Origin of the sequence: Bradyrhizobium algeriense (genome assembly GCF_036924595.1) — a bacterium.
GTDB classification, from domain to species: Bacteria; Pseudomonadota; Alphaproteobacteria; order Rhizobiales; family Xanthobacteraceae; genus Bradyrhizobium; species Bradyrhizobium algeriense.
Genome location: NZ_JAZHRV010000001.1, coordinates 4,096,853 through 4,115,757, shown reverse-complemented (window position 1 = coordinate 4,115,757; position 18,905 = coordinate 4,096,853). Strand labels below are relative to the sequence as shown.

General features: G+C 63.9%; 17 protein-coding genes. 15 read left to right on the top strand and 2 right to left on the bottom strand.

Going from position 1 to position 18,905, the window contains the following annotated elements:
* The 11 genes from V1286_RS20060 to V1286_RS20010 all read left to right on the top strand — a co-directional run bounded on the left by V1286_RS20060 (window position 1) and on the right by V1286_RS20010 (window position 12,839).
* On the top strand, window positions 1–1,545 hold the full coding sequence (locus V1286_RS20060) for a sugar ABC transporter ATP-binding protein (protein WP_334481959.1): 1,545 nt from the start codon (window positions 1–3) through the stop codon (window positions 1,543–1,545).
* Window positions 1,545–2,540: an ABC transporter permease gene (locus V1286_RS20055; protein WP_334489795.1), complete on the top strand. Its 996-nt coding sequence runs from the start codon at window positions 1,545–1,547 to the stop codon at window positions 2,538–2,540. The genes V1286_RS20060 and V1286_RS20055 overlap by 1 nt, the downstream gene beginning before the upstream one ends.
* On the top strand, window positions 2,537–3,520 hold the full coding sequence (yjfF, locus tag V1286_RS20050; protein WP_334481957.1) for a galactofuranose ABC transporter, permease protein YjfF: 984 nt from the start codon (window positions 2,537–2,539) through the stop codon (window positions 3,518–3,520). Before V1286_RS20055 ends, yjfF begins: the two co-directional genes overlap by 4 nt.
* Window positions 3,517–4,296 (top strand): FadR/GntR family transcriptional regulator, encoded by a 780-nt coding sequence (locus V1286_RS20045; protein WP_334481955.1) that lies wholly within the window; start codon window positions 3,517–3,519, stop codon window positions 4,294–4,296. Before yjfF ends, V1286_RS20045 begins: the two co-directional genes overlap by 4 nt.
* The gene (locus V1286_RS20040; protein ID WP_334481954.1) at window positions 4,293–5,225 is read left to right on the top strand and encodes a Gfo/Idh/MocA family protein; all 933 of its coding nucleotides are present in this window, start codon (window positions 4,293–4,295) and stop codon (window positions 5,223–5,225) included. Before V1286_RS20045 ends, V1286_RS20040 begins: the two co-directional genes overlap by 4 nt.
* Window positions 5,222–6,358: an aldose epimerase family protein gene (locus V1286_RS20035; protein ID WP_334481952.1), complete on the top strand. Its 1,137-nt coding sequence runs from the start codon at window positions 5,222–5,224 to the stop codon at window positions 6,356–6,358. The genes V1286_RS20040 and V1286_RS20035 overlap by 4 nt, the downstream gene beginning before the upstream one ends.
* A 17-nt stretch (window positions 6,359–6,375) precedes the next feature.
* Window positions 6,376–7,260, top strand: a complete 885-nt coding sequence (locus tag V1286_RS20030) for an SMP-30/gluconolactonase/LRE family protein (protein ID WP_334489792.1) — start codon at window positions 6,376–6,378, stop codon at window positions 7,258–7,260.
* A gap of 113 nt (window positions 7,261–7,373) precedes the next feature.
* Window positions 7,374–8,447 carry a multiple monosaccharide ABC transporter substrate-binding protein gene (gene chvE, locus V1286_RS20025; RefSeq protein WP_334481950.1) on the top strand — a complete coding sequence of 358 codons (1,074 nt, stop codon included), beginning with the start codon at window positions 7,374–7,376 and terminating at the stop codon, window positions 8,445–8,447.
* An 89-nt stretch (window positions 8,448–8,536) separates the two neighbouring features.
* Entirely contained in the window at window positions 8,537–10,099 is a 1,563-nt protein-coding gene (gene mmsA / locus V1286_RS20020) for a multiple monosaccharide ABC transporter ATP-binding protein (protein WP_334481948.1), read from the top strand.
* The gene (gene mmsB / locus V1286_RS20015) at window positions 10,096–11,277 is read left to right on the top strand and encodes a multiple monosaccharide ABC transporter permease (protein WP_334481946.1); all 1,182 of its coding nucleotides are present in this window, start codon (window positions 10,096–10,098) and stop codon (window positions 11,275–11,277) included. The genes mmsA and mmsB overlap by 4 nt, the downstream gene beginning before the upstream one ends.
* Before the next feature lie 218 nt (window positions 11,278–11,495).
* On the top strand, window positions 11,496–12,839 hold the full coding sequence (locus tag V1286_RS20010) for an IS5 family transposase (protein ID WP_334481944.1): 1,344 nt from the start codon (window positions 11,496–11,498) through the stop codon (window positions 12,837–12,839).
* A 68-nt stretch (window positions 12,840–12,907) separates the two neighbouring features.
* On the opposite strand, the gene V1286_RS20005 is transcribed toward V1286_RS20010, so the two are convergent.
* Both V1286_RS20005 and V1286_RS20000 read right to left on the bottom strand, forming a co-directional pair.
* Window positions 12,908–13,597 (bottom strand): DUF1045 domain-containing protein, encoded by a 690-nt coding sequence (locus V1286_RS20005; RefSeq protein ID WP_334481942.1) that lies wholly within the window; start codon window positions 13,595–13,597, stop codon window positions 12,908–12,910.
* A 20-nt stretch (window positions 13,598–13,617) separates the two neighbouring features.
* Window positions 13,618–14,811, bottom strand: coding sequence for an alpha-D-ribose 1-methylphosphonate 5-triphosphate diphosphatase (locus V1286_RS20000; RefSeq protein WP_334481940.1), 1,194 nt, complete (start codon window positions 14,809–14,811; stop codon window positions 13,618–13,620).
* Window positions 14,812–15,115: 304 nt separating this feature from the next.
* Between V1286_RS20000 and phnC the strand changes: the two genes are divergently transcribed.
* The 4 genes from phnC (at window position 15,116) to phnE (V1286_RS19980) (ending at window position 18,832) form a co-directional block, all read left to right on the top strand.
* Window positions 15,116–15,931: a phosphonate ABC transporter ATP-binding protein gene (phnC, locus tag V1286_RS19995; RefSeq protein WP_334481938.1), complete on the top strand. Its 816-nt coding sequence runs from the start codon at window positions 15,116–15,118 to the stop codon at window positions 15,929–15,931.
* Window positions 15,932–16,008: 77 nt separating this feature from the next.
* On the top strand, window positions 16,009–16,944 hold the full coding sequence (phnD, locus tag V1286_RS19990; RefSeq protein WP_334481937.1) for a phosphonate ABC transporter substrate-binding protein: 936 nt from the start codon (window positions 16,009–16,011) through the stop codon (window positions 16,942–16,944).
* Window positions 16,945–17,102: 158 nt separating this feature from the next.
* Window positions 17,103–17,987 carry a phosphonate ABC transporter, permease protein PhnE gene (phnE, locus tag V1286_RS19985; RefSeq protein ID WP_334481936.1) on the top strand — a complete coding sequence of 295 codons (885 nt, stop codon included), beginning with the start codon at window positions 17,103–17,105 and terminating at the stop codon, window positions 17,985–17,987.
* Window positions 17,984–18,832, top strand: a complete 849-nt coding sequence (gene phnE, locus V1286_RS19980) for a phosphonate ABC transporter, permease protein PhnE (RefSeq protein ID WP_334481934.1) — start codon at window positions 17,984–17,986, stop codon at window positions 18,830–18,832. Before phnE (V1286_RS19985) ends, phnE (V1286_RS19980) begins: the two co-directional genes overlap by 4 nt.
* Window positions 18,833–18,905 lie beyond the last annotated feature (73 nt).

Below are 18,905 nucleotides of genomic sequence, written 5' to 3'. Positions count from 1 at the left end.
ATGACTGCAAGTTCCGATCATGGCTCGGCCCTGCTGGAAGTGCGGGCCTTAAGCAAAAGCTTTGGCACGCTGCGCGCCCTGCAGGAGGTGGATTTCACCTTGCGGGCCGGCGAAATTCACGCGCTGCTCGGCGAGAACGGCGCGGGCAAGTCCACTTTGATCAAGGCCGTGACCGGCGTGTTCCCGCGCGATGCTGGCATCGTCAGGCTCGGCGGAGTGGAGGTTGCGCCGCGCTCGGCCAAGGCAGCGGTCGATGCGGGGATCGCGACCGTCTACCAGGAGGTCAATCTGCTGCTGAACTTGTCGGTGGCGCAAAACCTCTATCTCGGCAGGCAGCCGACGCGGTTCGGCCTGGTGCGCGAGGGCGAGATGCGGCGCCGCGCCACCGAACTGCTTGCGGAGTTCGACCTGCATATCGATGTCGCCGAGCCGCTCGGAAATTATTCGGTCGCGGTGCAGCATATCGCCGCCATCGCGCGCGCCGTCGACCAGTCGGCGCGCGTGCTGATCCTCGACGAGCCGACCGCGAGCCTCGATCGCCATGAGGTCGAGATCCTCTTCGCGGTCATGCGCAAGCTCGCGCGGCGCGGCATCGGGGTCGTCTTCGTCACGCACTTTCTCGATCAGGTCTATGAGATCTGCGACCGCATCACGGTCCTGCGCAATGGCCGGCTGATCGGTGAGCGGACGACTACCGAACTGCCGCGGATCGAATTGATCCGCATGATGCTCGGCCGCGAACTCGCCGAGACGACCAGTGAACGCGCGGCGACGCAGGCGCGGCAAATGGGGGAGGTCTGCGCGCGCTTCGAGGGTTATGGCAAGGCCGGCTATGTCGCGCCGTTCAATCTCGCGCTTCGCCGCGGCGAGGTGGTTGGCCTCGCCGGCCTGCTCGGATCGGGGCGCACCGAAACCGCGCGGCTGGTGTTCGGCGCCGAGCGGGCCGATAGCGGCAGCGCCACCGTCGAAGGCAAGCCGGTCCGGCTGCAATCGCCGCGCGACGCGGTCGCCCATGGCTTCGGCTATTGCCCCGAAGAGCGCAAGACCGAAGGCATCATTGCTGACCTGACCGTGCGCGAAAACATCGTGCTGGCGCTGCAGGCCAAGCGCGGTCTCGCAAAACCGCTGTCGCGCGCCGAGCAGGACGAGATTGCGATGCGGTTCATCAGGCTGCTCGACATCCGCCCGCCGGAACCGGAGCGGCCGATCGGATTGTTGTCCGGCGGTAACCAGCAGAAGGTGCTGCTCGCCCGCTGGCTCGCCACCGCGCCGCGCGTTCTGGTGCTCGACGAGCCGACCCGCGGCATCGATGTCGGCGCCCACGCGGAGATCATTCGCCTGATCCGCGAATTGTGCGATGACGGCCTGGCGCTGCTGGTGATTTCGTCCGAGCTCGATGAGATCGTGACCTATTCGGACCGGGTGATCGTGCTGCGCGACCGCGCCCATGTCGATGAGCTGGAAGGGGAAGCCATCGACGTCTCCAATATTCTGGCAGCGATCGCTGTCGCCGGCACTGCCGGTGCGGAAGCCGGGCAGCCATGATGCCAAGACTTCTACAAAGACTGCTGCAAAGCCGTGGCCTCGCCCAGATCATCGCCTTGCTGGTGATCCTTGCGGTCGACCGCGCCGTCTCACCGCAATTCTTCGATCTGCGGATGCAGGACGGCCGGCTGTTCGGCAGCCTGATCGACGTCCTGAACCGCGGCGCGCCGGTCGCGCTGCTTGCTTTGGGCATGGTGCTGGTTATCGCGACGCGGGGCATTGATCTATCGGTGGGCGCGGTGATGGCGATATCAGGTGCCATTGCCGCGAGCCTTGCCGATGCCCACGGCCTGCCGCTGGCGCTTGCCGCTGCCCTCGGCGCCGGGCTGCTGTGCGGGCTGTGGAACGGCTTTCTCGTTGCCGTGCTCGGCATCCAGCCGATCGTCGCCACCTTGATCCTGATGGTGGCCGGCCGGGGCGTTGCGCAGCTCATTACCGAGGGCCGCATCGTCACCTTCACCGCGCCCGATCTGGTCTGGCTCGGCAACGGCGCCGTGCTCGGCGTTCCGGCGCCGGTGGTGGTCGTGCTCGGCATGCTGATCGTCACCGGCGCGGTGGTCCGTGGCTCGGCGCTCGGCCTGTTGATCGAGGCGACCGGCGGCAATGCAAAGGCGAGCGAACTGGCCGGGATCGGCACGCGCGGCATGATCCTCGCGGTCTATGTCTGGTGCGGCCTGTGCGCGGCGCTCGCCGGTGTCATCGCCGCCGCCGACATCATGGGCGCGGACGCCAACAATGCCGGGCTCTGGCTCGAACTCGACGCTATCCTTGCGGTGGTGATCGGCGGAACCTCGCTGTTCGGCGGGCGCTTCAGTTTGGTGCTGGCGATGGTCGGCGCGCTGATCATTCAGGCCATGAACACCGGCATCCTGCTGTCGGGCTATCCGCCGGAGTTCAATCTCGTGGTGAAAGCGGCCGTGGTGCTGATCGTCCTGCTGCTGCAGTCGCCGCGCTTCGCCAATGCCGGGGCCGTGCTGGGGAGGGCCCGCCAATGAGGGGTCTGCCGCCGGTCGCGATCACGGCCATGGTGTTCGTCGTCGGATTTGCGCTCTGCACGGTGCAATTTCCCAATTTCGCGTCCACCCGCGTGGCCGCCAATCTGCTGACCGACAACGCCTTCCTCGGCATCGTCGCCACCGGCATGACCTTCGTGATCATTTCCGGCGGGATCGACCTGTCGGTCGGGTCGGTGATCGGCTTCACCACCGTGTTCGTCGCGCTGGCGATCGAGCGCCTCGGCGTGCCGCCGCTGATAGCCTTCGCCGCGATCCTCTTGTTGTGCGCCGCGTTTGGCGCGGCCATGGGCGCCGTCATCCATTTCTTTGACATGCCGCCGTTCATCGTCACGCTGGCGGGCATGTTCCTCGCCCGCGGCGCCAGCTTCCTGATGTCGACGGAATCGACGCCGATATCAGCGCCGCTCTATTCGACGGTGTCGGATTTTGCGTTGCGGCTGCCCGGGGGCGGCCGGCTCACGGCCATCGCCCTCATCATGCTGGCGGTGGTCGCGGCAGGCGCCGTGCTGCTGCATTTCACCCGCTTCGGGGCCAACGTCTATGCGCTCGGCGGCAGCCGCGCGACCACGGCCCTGATGGGCATACCGGTCGGGTCCATGACGGTGCGCATCTATATGCTGTCGAGCGTCCTTGCCGGGCTCGCCGGCATTGTGTTCTCCTTCTACACCGCGGCGGGCTATTCCCTGTCGGCCGTCGGCGTCGAACTGGATTCCATCGCGGCTGTGGTGATCGGCGGTACCTTGCTGACCGGCGGCCAGGGGTCGGTGGTCGGCACGTTGCTCGGCGTGCTGATCCAGGGCCTGATCCAGACCTACATCAATTTCGATGGAACCTTGTCGAGCTGGTGGACCAAGATCGTGACCGGTGTTCTTCTTTTCGCGTTCATCGCCCTGCAGCAGGCCATGCTGGGCATCGCCCGCCGCGCCGGCCCTCGTAAGGCAGGAGTCCTCAAATCATGACGTCCCGGCTTGTCGTCATCCCGACGCGGCGCGCGCATTCCAACCACGCCGAGGTTGCCCGCAGCATCGGCGTCGACATCATCGCCGGCCGTTACGCCGAAGGAGGCCGCCTGCCGGGTGACGTCGAACTCACGGCGATGTTCGGCGTATCGCGACCGGTGTTGCGCGAGAGCGTCAAAACCCTGGTTGCGAAGGGGCTGCTCACCACCAAGGCGCGGGTCGGCACCGTGGTGCGCGAGCGCGGCGCCTGGAACATGTTCGACGCCGATGTGCTGGCCTGGCATCTCGATGCTGGCATCGACCGCCGCTTTCTCAACGATCTCGCCGAGATTCGCCTCGCCGTCGAGCCGCGCGCCGCCGCGCTCGCGGCTGGCCGCCGCTCGGAGGCCGACATCGCCGAATTGCACCGGAGCATGGCGCGGATGCGGCGCGAGGCTTCCGACTCGGTGGGTTTTGCCGACGGCGATCTTGCCCTGCACCTGGCCGTGGCCAACGCCTCCGGCAATTTGTTCATGCGCTCGATCGGCAACGTCATCGAGGCGGCGTTGCGCGCCTCGTTTCTGCTCAGCGCGCCGGTCGAAACGCAGGACCGCGAGACGGTGCTGTTGTGGCACCAGCGCATTGTCGATGCGATCGAGAGCGGCGATGCCGAGGCAGCCACCGCCGCTATGATCGAGGTGATCCATAATGGATTGCGCCGGCATGAGGGTGGTCCGGCATCGTCCGGAGCCGCACCTGCGACATCAGCGGCAGTCGAGTCCGGAGAGCAATCATGAACCCGCTTCGCGTCGCCATCGTCGGCTTCGGCAAGATCGCACGCGACCAGCACGTGCCGGCGATTGCCGCGGCTGATGGCGTGGAACTCGTTGCAGTCGCCAGCCGCAACGCCTCGCTTCCCGGCGTACCGCATGCGGCGACGCTTGATGAATTGTTGCGCGACGGTCCGCCGATCGACGCGGTGGCGCTGTGTACCCCGCCGCAGGTTCGTCACGCGCAGGCGGCGATGGCGCTTGCCGCCGGCAAGCATGTGATGCTGGAAAAGCCGCCGGGGGCAACAGTCGCTGAAATCACTCCGCTCGTGACCGCCGCAAGGGCAGCACAACGCACGCTGTTCGCCACGTGGCACTCGCGCTTCGCGCCGGCGGTCGAGCCGGCGCGGCAGTTGCTGGCCGGCCGGAAGGTCACATCAGTCAAAATTACCTGGAAGGAAGACGTGCGGGTCTGGCATCCGGGGCAGGTCTGGATCTTTGAGCCGGGCGGGCTCGGTGTGTTCGACCCCGGCATCAACGCGCTTTCGATCCTGACGCGCATTCTGCCGCAGCCCTTGTTCGTGACGTCGGCCGATCTCGCATTCCCCGCCAATCGCGACGCGCCGATCGCCGCCACGCTCGCGCTCAGCGATGCGCAGGGACTGAATATCACAGCTGAGTTCGACTTCCTGCAGACCGGCCCGCAGAGCTGGGACATTGATCTCGACACCGACGGCGGCCCGGTCACGCTTTCCATGGGTGGGGCGAGGTTGCGGGCAGGGGGCAAGCAACTCGTCGATGCCGCCGAAGCCGAATATGTCGGGCTCTACCGCCGCTTCCGCGAACTCGCCGCCACCGGCGAGTCCGATGTCGATCTCGCGCCGCTCCAGATCGTTGCCGACGCGTTCCTGCTGGGGCGACGCCGCACGGTCGAGCCCTTCGAGGAGGCGACATGAACGTGTCTTCCAATCCTCACGTCGCGCGTTCCACCTTCGGGCTGCTGCCCGACGGGACCGAAGTCGAGCGCATTACGCTGCAAGCGGCTGATGGACTGGAAGCGCGTATCATGACCTATGGCGCATCGCTGCAGGCATTGCTGGTGCCGGATACTGCCGGTCGTCGCGACGACATCGTGCTCGGTCATGACACGTTCGAGGGATATCTCGCCCGGCGGCAGTTCTTCGGCGCAACCGTCGGACGCTATGCCAATCGCATCGCCGGCGCGCGCTTCAGGCTCGACGGCGCCAAGGTGCAACTCGCGGCAAATAACGGTGCCAATGCGTTACATGGCGGGCTGGAGGGCTTCGATAGCCGCAACTGGCGGATCGTCGCGATCGAAGATGGAGATCATCCGGCCGTGACGCTTGCCTACACCAGCGCTCATGGCGAGGAAGGATATCCCGGCGCGCTGGAAGTGGAGGTGACCTGGCGTCTTGCCGGGCCGATGGAACTTATGCTCGACATGACGGCGCGGACCGATCGCCCCACCGTGGTCAATCTCACCAATCACAGCTTTTTCAATCTGGCCGGTGCGCGGTCGGGCCGGAATATTCTCGATCATCGCCTCACTGTGGCGGCAGATCATTTCCTCGCCATTGATGCCGGCGCGATCCCGCTGCCGCAGCCGCCCAGTGCGGTAACGGATACGCCGTTCGACTTCCGGGCAGGCGTCGAGGTTGGCGCGCGGATCCGCAACGACCATCCGCAACTGCGAGTGGGCCGCGGCTATGACCATAATTTCTGCCTCGCGCCGGCCAACGGCGAGCCTCGCTTCGCTGCGCGGCTCGCGGAGCCCGCGTCCGGCCGCGTGCTCGAACTGTTCACCAACCAGCCCGGGCTGCAGGTCTATTCCGGAAACTTTCTCGACGGCTCCACCGCCGGAAAGGGCGGCCGCCTCTATCGGCAGTCGGACGCCATGTGCCTTGAGCCGCACGCCTGGCCCGATACGCCGAACCGGCCCGACTTCCCGACCGCACGGCTTTCCCCGGGCGAGGTCTATCGCCACACCACGCTGTACCGCTTTACGCATGCAAACGGGGGCGCAATCGGGACACAATCCGAGGTAGAGTTGCCTGGAGGGGGCGGGTAATGATCGGCGATCGCACAATGGAAGAGGTGCCGACGACCGTTCTCTGTAGCGAGCGGTGTCATCTTGGCGAGGGACCGACCTACGACGCCGCCACCGATACGGCCTGGTGGTTCGACATCGTCGAATGCCGGCTGTTCAAGGCGCGGCTCGATACCGGCCGGATCACGATCCATTCGCTCGACGTGATGGGCAGTGCGCTTGGGCGGATCGATGCGCACCGCCAGCTCCTCGTTGCCGATGACGGCCTCTATGTCCGCGATGCGGCCGATGGTCGGATGACGCTGTACTGTCCGCTGGAAGCCGACAATGCGGCGACGCGTTCGAACGATGCGCGGGTTCATCCGTCCGGCACTTTCTGGATCGGCACCATGGGGCGCCAGGCCGAGCGGGAACTGGGCGCCATCTATGCGCTGCATCGCGGCGAACTGTCGTGTCTCTATGAGAGCATCACGATCCCGAACGCGATCTGCTTCTCGCCGGACGGGACGATCGGCTATTTCGCCGACACCGGGAAGAACATGCTGTTCCGCGTCGACCTCGATGCGGCGACCGGCCTGCCGCGCGGCGCGCCGGTCGCGCTGGTCACCCGGCGAGGTGGCGGCGGCATCGACGGTGCGGTGGTCGATGCCGACGGGCTGATCTGGAATGCGCGCTGGGGCGGCGGCTGCATCGATGTCTACAGCCCGCAAGGCGAGCATCTGCGCACGCTCCGCGTTCCGGCACGGCAGTCGAGTTGTCCTGCCTTTGTCGGGCCAGATTTCTCACGCCTGCTCGTTACCTCGGCCTGGCAGGGGATGGCGGAGGAGGCGAAACGCGCCGATCCCGATCATGGCCGCACCTTCGTGCTCGATGTAGCAGCGCGTGGCCGCCCTGAACCGGACGTAAAACTTGCAACAGGTTGATGGAGGAACACGAGGCGCACACAAATGCGCGAGAACGACTGAGTTTCAAGAACCGCATTCAGCGGTCCGACAATCCAGGAACCATAGATCCTCTGATATCAAGGGAGTGAAGCATGACTAGTCTGAAGACCACATTGTCGGCCCTGGCGCTGGCAGCAACCATGGCCGCAACGGCGGTGACCGGCGCTTTCGCCCAGAGCAAGGGAACGGTCGGCATCGCCATGCCGACAAAATCCTCGGCACGCTGGATCGACGATGGCAACAACATCGTGAAAATCCTGAAGGAGCGCGGCTACGGCACCGATTTGCAATACGCCGAGGACGACATTCCGAACCAGCTCTCTCAGGTCGAGAACATGGTGACCAAGGGCGCCAAGGTGCTGGTGATCGCGGCGATCGACGGCACCACGCTGTCGGACGTGCTGAAGCAGGCCAAGGCCAAGGGGATCACGGTCATCGCCTATGACCGGTTGATCCGCGACACGCCCAACGTCGATTACTACGCCACGTTCGACAATTTCCAGGTCGGCGTGCTGCAGGCGCAGTCGATCGAGCAGGGGCTCGGGCTGAAGGAAGGCAAGGGGCCCTTCAACATCGAATTGTTCGGCGGCTCGCCGGACGATAACAACGCCTACTTCTTCTACAACGGCTCGATGTCGGTGCTGCAACCCTATATCGACAGCGGCAAGCTGGTGATCGGCAGCGGCCAGAAGGGCATGGACAAGGTCTCGACCTTGCGCTGGGATGGCGCCACGGCTCAGGCGCGAATGGACAACCTCCTGAGCGCGTTCTACGGCCGCAAGCGGGTCGATGCCGTGCTCTCTCCCTATGATGGCCTGTCCATCGGCATTCTCTCTTCGCTGAAGGGCGTCGGCTATGGCAGCGGCAACATGGCGATGCCTGTCGTCAGCGGCCAGGATGCCGAGGTGCCGTCGATCAAGTCGATGCAGCGCGGCGAGCAGTATTCGACCATCTTCAAGGACACCCGCGATCTCGCCCGCGTCACCGCCGACATGGTGGACGCCTCGCTCAGCGGCAAGGAAGTGACCGTCAACGACACCAAGACCTACAACAACGGTGTCAAGGTGGTACCGTCCTATCTCCTGAAGCCTGTCGTCGTCGACAAGAGCAACTGGGAGAAGGTGCTGATCGACGGCGGCTACTACAAGCGTGCGCAGTTCGACTGAGCGGGACGGCGGCGCCGGCGATTACCGGCGCCGCCACCTGCCTGTGTGCGACCGCAGCGAGATAAACAGATAATGGACGTGATGGCGCGATGACCGCAATTCTCGAAATGCGCGGCGTGAGCAAGAGCTTTTCCGGCGTTCAGGCCCTGCGCGACGTCAACTTCACGGTTGAGGCGGGCCAGATCCATGCGCTGGTCGGCGAGAACGGCGCCGGCAAGTCGACCCTGATGAAGGTTCTCAGCGGCGTCTACCCCCATGGCGATTATGAAGGCAGCATCATCTTCGACGGCGAGGAGCGGCGCTTTCGTGACGTCAATGATTCCGAAGCGCTCGGCATCATCATCATCCACCAGGAGCTGGCGCTGATTCCGCTGATGTCGATTGCGGAGAACATCTTCCTGTCGCATCCGCCGTCCCGTCTCGGCGTGATCGACCGCGACACGGTCTATCGCCGGACCCAGGAACTGCTCGCCCAGGTCGGCCTCACCGAGATGCCCGATACGCTGGTGACGGACCTTGGCGTCGGCAAGCAGCAACTGGTCGAAATCGCCAAGGCCTTGTCCAAGCGGGTGCGACTATTGATCCTCGACGAACCGACCGCCAGCCTGAATGAGAACGACAGCGCGGCGCTATTGGATCGTCTGCTTGCGTTCCGCGCGCAGGGGATCGCCTCGATCCTGATCTCGCACAAATTGTCGGAGGTCGCCCGCGTCGCCGACCGGATCACGGTGCTGCGCGATGGCCGCACCGTCGACAGCATCGATTGCCGGGCCGAGCCGGTGGAAGAGGACCGTATCATCCGCAGCATGGTCGATCGCGACCTGGCCCATCGCTTTCCGCAACGCACGGCCGCGATCGGCGAGCCGGTCTTCGCCGTGCAGGACTGGACGGTGTACCACCCACAACACCGCGAACGCCGGGTGATCAAGGAAGTCGATTTCGAGGTCCGGCGCGGCGAGGTGGTCGGGATTGCCGGGTTGATGGGCGCCGGCCGCACTGAATTCGCCATGAGCCTGTTCGGCCGCGCCTGGGGAGACCGCATCAGCGGCCGCGTCTGGCTCGATGGAAGGGAGGTCCACCTGTCGAGCGTGGCGGCGGCGATCGATGCCGGCCTCGCTTACGTCACCGAGGACCGCAAGCAACTCGGCCTGATCCTTGACAGCGACGTCCGCAAGAACATCACGCTGGCAAGCCTCAGCCGCGTGGCGCGCCAAGGCGTGATCGATGACATGTCCGAATTGCGCGTTGCGAGCGATTACCGCAACCGGATGCGGATCAGGTGTTCCGATGTCTATCAGGAGACCGGCCAGCTCTCCGGTGGCAACCAGCAGAAAGTCGTGCTGTCGAAATGGCTGATGACCGATCCGAAAGTATTGATCCTCGACGAGCCTACGCGCGGCATCGATGTCGGGGCAAAGTACGAAATCTATTGTATCATCAACGAGCTTGCCGAGGCCGGCAAGGGGGTGGTGATGATCTCGTCGGAGATGCCGGAACTGCTCGGGGTTTGCGACCGCATCAGCGTGATGAATGACGGCGCCTTTGTCGGAGAATTCGCGGCCGCCGAGGCCACCCAGGAAAGGATCATGCGGGCCATCATGCGCAACAAGGAAATGGACAAGAAGGTACTTCAGGGAGATTTGCGGCCATGACCGACAAGGCGGTTGCGCTGCCCGGGCACACCGGCTTCATCAAGAACAATCTGCGCAATTACGGCATGCTGCTGTCGCTGTTTGCGATCATGCTGTTCTTCCAGGTCATGACCGACGGCACGCTGCTGCAGCCGCTGAACCTGACCAATCTGGTGCTGCAGAACAGCTACATCGTGATCATGGCGCTCGGCATGCTGCTGATCATTGTCACCGGCCATATCGACCTGTCGGTTGGCTCGGTCGCGGGCTTCGTCGGTGCCGTCGCCGCGGTGCTGATGGTGCGCTATCACATTGCCTATCCGCTGGCCTTCGTCGCCTGCCTGCTCGTCGGCGCGCTGATCGGCGCCGCCCAGGGCTATTGGGTTGCCTATTTCAAGATCCCGTCCTTTATCGTCACGCTCGCCGGCATGCTGGTGTTCAAGGGCCTTGCGCTCGCGATCCTGGCGGGCCAGTCGGTCGGGCCGTTTCCGCCGACCTTCCAGAAGCTGTCCTCAGGCTTCATCCCCGAACTGTTTCCCGGCGCCGGCACGCTTTATCCGACATCGCTGTTGATCGGGGCCGTATTGGCGGTGGCTTTGGTCTATACCAGCGCGAAGAACCGGGCGCGGCAGGCCTCGCACGGTATCGAGGTCGAGCCCTTTGGGTTCTTCGTCGCCAAGAGCGCGGTGCTGTTCGCCGTGATCGTGTTCTTTGCAGGTCTCATCGCCTCGCACCGCGGCCTGCCCAACGTGCTGGTGATCATGACGGCGCTGATCGGGCTCTACGCTTTCGTCACCACCCGCACCGTGATTGGCCGTCATATCTATGCCATCGGCGGCAACGCCAGGGCCGCGAGCCTGTCCGGCATCAAGACCGAGCGGCTGACGTTTCTGACCTTCGTCAACATGGGCGTGCTGGCCGCATTGGCCGGACTGGTGTTCGCCGCGCGGCTCAATACGGCGACGCCGAAGGCGGGAGCCGGCTTCGAGCTCGACGTCATCGCGGCCTGCTTTATCGGCGGCGCGTCCGCCTATGGCGGCGTCGGCCGGGTCGGCGGCGCGGTGATCGGGGCCATGATCATGGGGGTCATGAACAACGGCATGTCCATCCTCGGCATCGGCATCGACTACCAGCAGGTGATCAAGGGGCTGGTGCTGCTCGGCGCCGTCTGCCTCGACGTCTACAACCAGCGGCGATAGGGCAGGATGAGCTCAGGTTGGGCCGTGAAGACGGGCCATTTGGTGCTCCAATCCTACTTTGCATGGTCGTCGGTGAAGAATTCCCAAGTGACTGATATGGAATCTGAAAACGCGACATTTGGGCAGTCGAATTTGCCGGAAACCTGGCGTGCGGAAGGGGATTCCTTGCAAACTTGATTCGTGATTCTCTCGCCTGGGAATGATTTGGCGGGGGCGCGATGCGGCCACGGGAACGGCGAGAAACGGGTGAGCAGGATCTGTTCCGGTCCCGGCTCGATCAGATCATCGACATGAAGCATCCACTGGTGACGCTGGGGCGCACGGTGGATTGGGGGTTCCTGGAAGGGCGCCTCGGCGAGGTCTACACGGACGGCCCCGGCCAGCCGCCGCTGCCGACGCGATTGATGGCGGGGCTGGCGATCCTCAAGCACAGCTATGACCTCTCCGATGAGGTGCTGTGCGAGCGTTGGGTCGAGAACCCCTATTACCAATACTTCTGCGGCGAGGAATTCTTCCAGCACCGGCTGGTGTTCGACCGCTCGTCGCTGACGCGCTGGCGAAGCCGCATGGGCGAGGAGCGGCTGGCTGCGCTGATCCAGGAAAGCCTGTCGGTTGCCACCAGGACCAAGGCGATCAAGCCATCCGAACTGTCACGGGTGATCGTCGATACCACGGTTCAGCCCAAAAACGTGACGTTCCCCACCGATGCGAAGCTTCTGAACCGGGCGCGCGAGAAATTGGTGCGGCTGGCGAAGCTGCGCGGGGTGGATTTGCGCCAATCCTATGCGCGGGTGGGCAAGCTCGCGCTGATCCAGCATCAGCGCTATGCCCACGCCAAGCAGTTCAAGCGCGCCAACCGGATGCTCAAGAAACTGCGCACCTATCTCGGCCGCGTCATCCGTGACATCGCCCGCAAGATCGAGGGCGACGGCGGGCTCGAAGCGGCGTTTACAAAGCTGCTGGCGCTGGCTCGGCGGGTGCGCGAGCAGAAACAGCATCAGCGCGGGCCGAAGATCTATTCCCTGCACGCGCCGGAAGTCGAATGCATCGGCAAAGGCAAGGCGCATCGGCCTTACGAGTTCGGCGTCAAGGTGAGCGTCGCCACCACCCTCAAGCACTGCAAGGGCGGCCAGTTCGTCGCCCATGTGAAAGCGCTGCCCGGCAACCCTTACGACGGTCACACCCTGGCAAGCGTGATCCCGGACATGGAGGCGCTCGTCGGCAGCACCATCGCGCGCATCCTCGCGGACAAGGGATACCGCGGCCACAATGCGCCGCCCGACTACAGGTTCAGGGTCTTCATCTCTGGCCAGAAGCGTGGGGTGACGCCCAAGATCAAGCGCGAATTGCGCCGCAGGTCCGCCGTCGAGCCCGTCATCGGCCATCTCAAGGCCGAGCACCGCATGGGTCGCAACTATCTCTGGTTCCGCCGCGGCGACGCTGCCAACGCCGTCCTCGCCGCCGTCGGCTACAACTTCCGCCGTCTGATCCGCTGGCTCACACTCTTGTTGCGCCAAATCCTGACGGCACTCTTCCCGGAGCCGTCGATCAATCAAACCTGAGATCAGGATTCTTCACGGGCGACTGCATGGGGTTGTTTTCGATATTTTGATTCTGGTACGCTGGCCCGTCATTCCTGCAATGGCCAGCGGCCAATGACCCGAAACCGCGAGTTCGGAGTTTCCTGACGGCATAGGGCAATCGCGTCGATCGCGAGCGGCCCGATGCCCGTTGCCGCAAACCTCTCGCGCAGCATTGCCACAACATGCTCGCGCCGTTCTGCGGGAAGCCGTCCCGTCAGCGTCATATGGAATCGAAATTCCTCGAAGACGTAAGGGTAGCCCCAGCGGTCGAGATAGTCGCGCTGTCGCGCCGTCAGCTTGTCGGGCTTTCGCCGCGCACGGTCTTCCGGGCTGAGGGGAGCCCGGAACGGATCGAATGCCTTCGTCGCTTCGGCGGCGAGCAGTTCGAGCTCTGCCGACGGTTCGGCCGGAATCACCGCGATGAAACCGCTGATCGAATCGACCACCGGTTGGATCACCGGTACGGGCCGGGCCAGATCGGCGAATAATTCGCATGCCGCGGCAAGCCGTGCCTCGGCCTTGCCGTCGGCCAGCGCCATCGGCGCCTTCAGCGTGGCGTGAAAGCCGTATTTGCGGGGATCCTGCGTCAGGTCTCGCCAGTCCAATGGGAGCCCATCCGGAAAGGGCAGTTCGTCGCCGCCATGGGCGTCGTAACCGAGCAGCGAGGCACCGAACCGGTCGAGCACGCTGCCTTGCGCTGAGGTGTAATAGATCGCGTAACGGGGATAATTTGCCATCGCGCCAGAATAAGGCCGTCTTACGCGGCTGCAACTGCCTTGCGGGAAGCGACGGACGAGCGGACGAGACGGTTTGCCTCCGTCAGATGCACCAGGCGCCCCGCGGCAACGACCGCGACGATTCGTGGCCGCCGCGGCGCCGTGTCGTCGACCAGAACGATGTCGGCGCGCAGTCCCGCGGCGAGCATGCCGCGATCGGCGAGGCCGGCGGCGCGCGCCGGTGCTGACGAGATCAGTTGCCATGCCGCGGCCAGCGGCAGCACACCGTCGGCCGCAAGCCGGAATGCCGCCAGCAGCGGCGCCGGGTAGTAATAATCCGACGCCAGCACCGAACACAGACCCTTGGCGACCATGTCGGAGGCCTTGGTCCAGCCGGTGTGGCTGCCGCCGCGCACGACATTGGGCGCGCCGAACACGATGAAGTCAGAGGCTGCGGCAGCGTCGCGGGCGGTTTCCTCGTTGACCGGAAATTCGGCGATGGCAACGCCCTGCGCACGATAGGCTTGCCGCATCGCCGGGCTTTCATCGTCATGCGAGAGCATCCGGACATCAGCCGCGCGGGCGGCCTGCGCCAGCCGGGCGATCGAAGCCGGCACGTCGTGGCCGCGGGTGACCACGCTTTGCACCAGGCGGTCGAACGCCTCATTGGTGAGCCCCGTGCGCTCAACCATCCGGCTGCGCTTCAGCGGCTTGGCGAGGCTCGCGACGGTCGAGTCCATGTGGTCGTTGAATGCGAACAGGTCGACGCGGCCTTCCGACAGCCAGTCGATGATTTCGCTTTCGGCGTCGATATTGTAGGTCTCGTGACGCAAATGGAAGCGGGTGTCGGCGGCGAGCTGCGGCCGCATCTGCTCGATCGCCTCCAGCAAGCACCTGGCATTGTCCGCGCTGCGCAGGCCAGGCTCCCACGACCAGGTCGTGGCGTGATAGACGGTCGTGATGCCGTTGCCGACCGCCTGCCGGTCGCTGTCGATCAGTGCGACGTCGATCGGAAAATCGACGCCTGGCCGCGGCATCATCTGCCGCTCGAAGGCATCGCCATGCAGATCGACGATGCCCGGCAGCACCAGCAAGCCGCCGGCATCGATGCCGGGCGAGCTGTGGCTGTTGTCCGTGCCCACGGCGACGATCTCGCGGCCGGCAATCCGCAACGTGGTTTCTGATATCTCATGGCCGAGCAGCGCCCGGCCACCTTCAATGAACAGTTCGGTCACGATGCGGCACTCTGGTTGAATTGCTGACGGACGGATGCTTCGGCCGATTCGTACTTGTCGAGAAAGGCCTCGACATCGAGCTCGCGGAAATCGGGCAGGGCGCCGGCCATCGGTGTGGGTCCATCAGCAATCGAGGAAAGGATCATTGGCGCCGCCCGTCTTCGATGCGCTTGATGACGGGATCATGACGGATACGTGACGCTGGCCGGGACTGTGGACGAGCGCCGCACCGCAGCACTCGTGTCACACAACTGTAAGATCGAGTCGTTAGCGATGCTCTACGACTGGAACTCTGGAGCAGTGCATGCTGGTGGTGGAAGGTTTGACGTGTCGGTTCGGCACCAAAGCCGCGGTGGACAACGCGTCATTTTCGATTCAGCCCGGCAGCTTCGTCGGTGTGATCGGCCGCTCCGGCGCCGGCAAGTCGACGCTGCTCCGGATGATCAACCGCCTCGCTGAACCTTCCGAAGGGCGCATCCTCTTCGAAGGTGTCGACGTGACCGCGCTACGCGGCAAGGATCTGCGGCAGTGGCGTGCGCGCTCGGCGATGATCTTTCAACAGTTCAATCTGGTCGGTCGGCTCGACGTCCTGACCAACGTGTTGATGGGAAGGCTGGCCGAAATTCCGTCCTGGCGCTCGCTGACGCAGCTTTGGCCCCAAGAGGACAGGGCGCTGGCGATGTCGGCGCTGGAGCAGTTCGATATGGCTGGTATCGCCGCCCAGCGCGCCGACCAGCTTTCCGGCGGCCAGCAGCAACGCGTCGCGATCGCACGCGCGCTGGTGCAGGAGCCCGACATTATCCTTGCCGACGAGCCGATTGCTTCGCTCGACCCGCGCAACACGCGGATCGTGATGGACGCACTGCTGCGCATCAACAAGCATTTCGGCATCACCGTGATCTGCAACCTGCATTCACTCGACCTGGCGCGAAGCTATTGCGACCGCCTGATCGGCATGTCGGCCGGGCGCGTGGTGTTCGACGGCGCGCCTGAGACGCTGACCGATCGTATCGCGCGTGAACTCTACGATCTCGAAGCCGATGACGTCATGGGTGCCGCACCCGCGCAGGCACCCGACGGTGCGGCGATGCCTGAACTGGGCACGGCCGCCGCAGCCTGAGTTTCACTTCGGTACAGGGTAGCCGGTTGCAAACCTGCAACCGGCGAAGAGGCGTAACCACAACAAGAGGGCTCACCATGATCACTCGTCGTATCGTTCTTGCAGGCGCGGTCGCGCTGGCGTTTACCGCTTCCGCCTCGGCGCAGGACTGGAAGAGCAAATATCCGGAACTGACTTTTGCGGTGGTGCCGGCCGAAAACGCTTCGGGCGTGACCGAGCGTTGGACGCCTTTCGTGGCCTATTTGTCGAAGGAGCTCGGCATCAAGGTCACACTGCGCATCGCCAATGACTACGCCGCCGTGATCGAAGGCCAGCGCGCCGGCAACATCCATATCGCAAGCTACGGCTCGGCGTCGTTCGCCCGCGCCCGGCTGACCGGCGTCAAGACCGATGCCTTCGCCAACGACATCAATGCCGACGGTTCGACCGGCTATTATTCCGTGTTCTTCGTCAAGGCGTCGAGCTCTTACAAGAATATCGATCAGTTGAAGGGCAAGAACCTCGGCCTGGTCGATCCGAATTCGACGTCGGGCAACAACGTGCCGCGCTTCGAGCTCGACAAGCTCGGCATTTCCGACGCCGATGGCTATTTCGGCAAGGTCGTGTTCACCGGCAGCCACGAGAACGCCATGCTGGCGCTGTCGCAGGGCACCGTCGAGGTCGCCGCCAACCAGTGGACCAACGACGAGGATTCGACGCTCTCCCAGATGCTGCACAAGGGCATGCTGAAGAATGCCGACGGCTCGCCGATGAAGAAGGACGATTTCCGGATCATCCACAAATCGGCTCCGATCATCAACGGACCCTATGCCTATAATTCGGATTTACCCGCCGATCTGAAGGCCGCGATTGCCAAGGCGTTCACCGAAGCGCCGACCAAGGACAAGGCGGCGTTCGACCGCCTGTCCGACGGCCAGAAGAAAGGTTTCAATCCGGCCACCACGAAGGATTGGGATGGCACTATCGAATTGATCAAGTTCGTCGATGCGTTGCGTAAAAAGAAGGCGTCCTAATCAATAGACCTAGACGAGCCTGGCCGGGTCCAAGCGACCCGGCCTTTTTCTGTCTGACACCCGTTCTGTTTAACACTCGTTCTGTTTAACACTCGTTCTGTTTAACACTCGTTCTACTTAACGCTCGTTCTACTTAACTCCTGGGCACAGTGATCCCGATGGCGAATGCCATATCCATCCTTCCAGACCAGCAACTTGCGGTGCTCAACGATACCTATCGCAAGGCGGTCGCGCGCAAGCGTTTGAAGGTGACTTTGGCGGCGGTGGCATTCTTCGCCGCGTTGATTATCGCAGCGATCGGCGCGGAAGTGAATCTGCGCACGCTCTTCAGCTATTTCGGCAACTTCATCAGCTATTTCGACCGCATTCTTACCCTGGAAGACGGCACGCGGGTATGGACCAATTTCGGTGAATGGTTCTGGGGCTGGCAGAAGTGGCTCAAGATGCTCGGCGAGACCATTCTCATCAGCTATGTCGGCACCCTGACCGGCGCGGTCATTGCCTTTGTGCTGAATTTCTTCGCCGCGCAAAACACGTCGCCTGCGCCATGGCTGCGGTTCGTCGTCCGACGTCTCCTCGAATTCGCGCGCACCGTCCCCGGCATCGTATTCGCGCTCATTTTCGTCATCGCCTTCGGCCTCGGGCCGATGGCGGGCGTACTTGCAATCGCCGTGCATTCCGCCGGTGCGCTCGGAAAGTTGTTCTCCGAGATCGTCGAGAACGCCGACATGAAACCGGTCGAGGGTGTGCGTTCGACAGGCGCAAGCTGGCTCTCCTGCATGCGCTTTGCGGTGTTGCCGCAGGTCACGGCCGGCTATGCCAGCTACGCGCTGTTGCGCTTTGAGATCAATGTCCGCGAGGCCTCGGTGATGGGTTTTGTTGGCGCCGGCGGCATCGGGCAGGAGCTCGTCGTCGCGATCCGCAAGTTCTATTACTCCGACGTGAGCGCGATCCTCGTCACCATCATCGTCACCGTCTTCGTCATCGATATCACGACCGGCTGGCTGCGCGGAAAACTGTTCGGCAAGGAGGCGCGTGCATGAGCCAGTTGCCGAAACCGGATACAGATGCGCTCCGGACCAAATATCCTGACGTCTTCGACCGGCCCGCATCCGCGCGCCTCGCCATGCCGGCGATGATTTTGGCTGTGTTCGCGATCTTCGTATTCGGGTTGGTCGATCTCGGCTTCTCGCCGGCCAAATTGGTGTCGGGCCTGAGCCAGCTCGGCTGGATCACGGTGATGATGATTCCACCCGATCCCGGCTCCTCGCTGCCCGCCTATCTCGCAGCCCTCGGTGAGACGCTGTCGATCGCGCTGCTCGGCACGACCTTGGCCGCCGTTGCGGCGCTGCCGGTCAGCCTGCTGGCGGCGCGGAACATCATTCCGTCGAACCTGCTTCGCTTCCCGGTGCGCCGGTTCCTCGATTCCGTCCGCGGTGTCGATACGCTGATCTGGGCGCTGGTGTGGATCAACGTCGTTGGCCTCGGCCCGTTTGCCGGTGTGCTGGCGATCGCGCTGTCCGACTTCGGCGCGTTCGGCAAATTGTTTTCCGAAGCCATCGAGGCCGCCGACAGGAAGCAGGTCGAGGGCATCAGGGCTTCCGGCGGCAACGCGCTGCATGAAATACGCTTCGGCCTGATGCCGCAGGTGCTGCCTGTTATAGCGGGGCAGGTGCTCTATTTCATTGAATCGAATACCCGCTCGGCCACCATCATCGGTATCGTCGGCGCGGGTGGCATCGGCTTGCAGCTGGCCGAGCAGATCCGGGTGCTGGAGTGGCAGAAGGTCTCGTTCCTGATCCTGATGATTTTGGTCGCGGTCGCCGCGATCGACTGGATCTCGGGCAAATTGCGCTTTGCCATCATCGGACAGCGGGCAATCGCGTGATGAATCCGTAACTCAGTGGGGTGGGCAAAGCGAAGCGTGCCCACCATCTTTCCGAATCTTTGGCATAAAGGGT

What these genes read in the sequence shown, in the direction of transcription:
- V1286_RS20060 (WP_334481959.1), top strand. Translation starts at nt 1, where the DNA reads ATGACTGCAAGTTCCGATCATGGCTCGGCCCTGCTGGAAGTGCGGGCC.
- V1286_RS20055 (WP_334489795.1), top strand. Translation starts at nt 1,545, where the DNA reads ATGCCAAGACTTCTACAAAGACTGCTGCAAAGCCGTGGCCTCGCCCAG.
- yjfF (WP_334481957.1), top strand. Translation starts at nt 2,537, where the DNA reads ATGAGGGGTCTGCCGCCGGTCGCGATCACGGCCATGGTGTTCGTCGTC.
- V1286_RS20045 (WP_334481955.1), top strand. Translation starts at nt 3,517, where the DNA reads ATGACGTCCCGGCTTGTCGTCATCCCGACGCGGCGCGCGCATTCCAAC.
- V1286_RS20040 (WP_334481954.1), top strand. Translation starts at nt 4,293, where the DNA reads ATGAACCCGCTTCGCGTCGCCATCGTCGGCTTCGGCAAGATCGCACGC.
- V1286_RS20035 (WP_334481952.1), top strand. Translation starts at nt 5,222, where the DNA reads ATGAACGTGTCTTCCAATCCTCACGTCGCGCGTTCCACCTTCGGGCTG.
- V1286_RS20030 (WP_334489792.1), top strand. Translation starts at nt 6,376, where the DNA reads ATGGAAGAGGTGCCGACGACCGTTCTCTGTAGCGAGCGGTGTCATCTT.
- chvE (WP_334481950.1), top strand. Translation starts at nt 7,374, where the DNA reads ATGACTAGTCTGAAGACCACATTGTCGGCCCTGGCGCTGGCAGCAACC.
- mmsA (WP_334481948.1), top strand. Translation starts at nt 8,537, where the DNA reads ATGACCGCAATTCTCGAAATGCGCGGCGTGAGCAAGAGCTTTTCCGGC.
- mmsB (WP_334481946.1), top strand. Translation starts at nt 10,096, where the DNA reads ATGACCGACAAGGCGGTTGCGCTGCCCGGGCACACCGGCTTCATCAAG.
- V1286_RS20010 (WP_334481944.1), top strand. Translation starts at nt 11,496, where the DNA reads ATGCGGCCACGGGAACGGCGAGAAACGGGTGAGCAGGATCTGTTCCGG.
- V1286_RS20005 (WP_334481942.1), bottom strand. Translation starts at nt 13,597, where the DNA reads ATGGCAAATTATCCCCGTTACGCGATCTATTACACCTCAGCGCAAGGC.
- phnC (WP_334481938.1), top strand. Translation starts at nt 15,116, where the DNA reads ATGCTGGTGGTGGAAGGTTTGACGTGTCGGTTCGGCACCAAAGCCGCG.
- phnD (WP_334481937.1), top strand. Translation starts at nt 16,009, where the DNA reads ATGATCACTCGTCGTATCGTTCTTGCAGGCGCGGTCGCGCTGGCGTTT.
- phnE (WP_334481936.1), top strand. Translation starts at nt 17,103, where the DNA reads ATGGCGAATGCCATATCCATCCTTCCAGACCAGCAACTTGCGGTGCTC.
- phnE (WP_334481934.1), top strand. Translation starts at nt 17,984, where the DNA reads ATGAGCCAGTTGCCGAAACCGGATACAGATGCGCTCCGGACCAAATAT.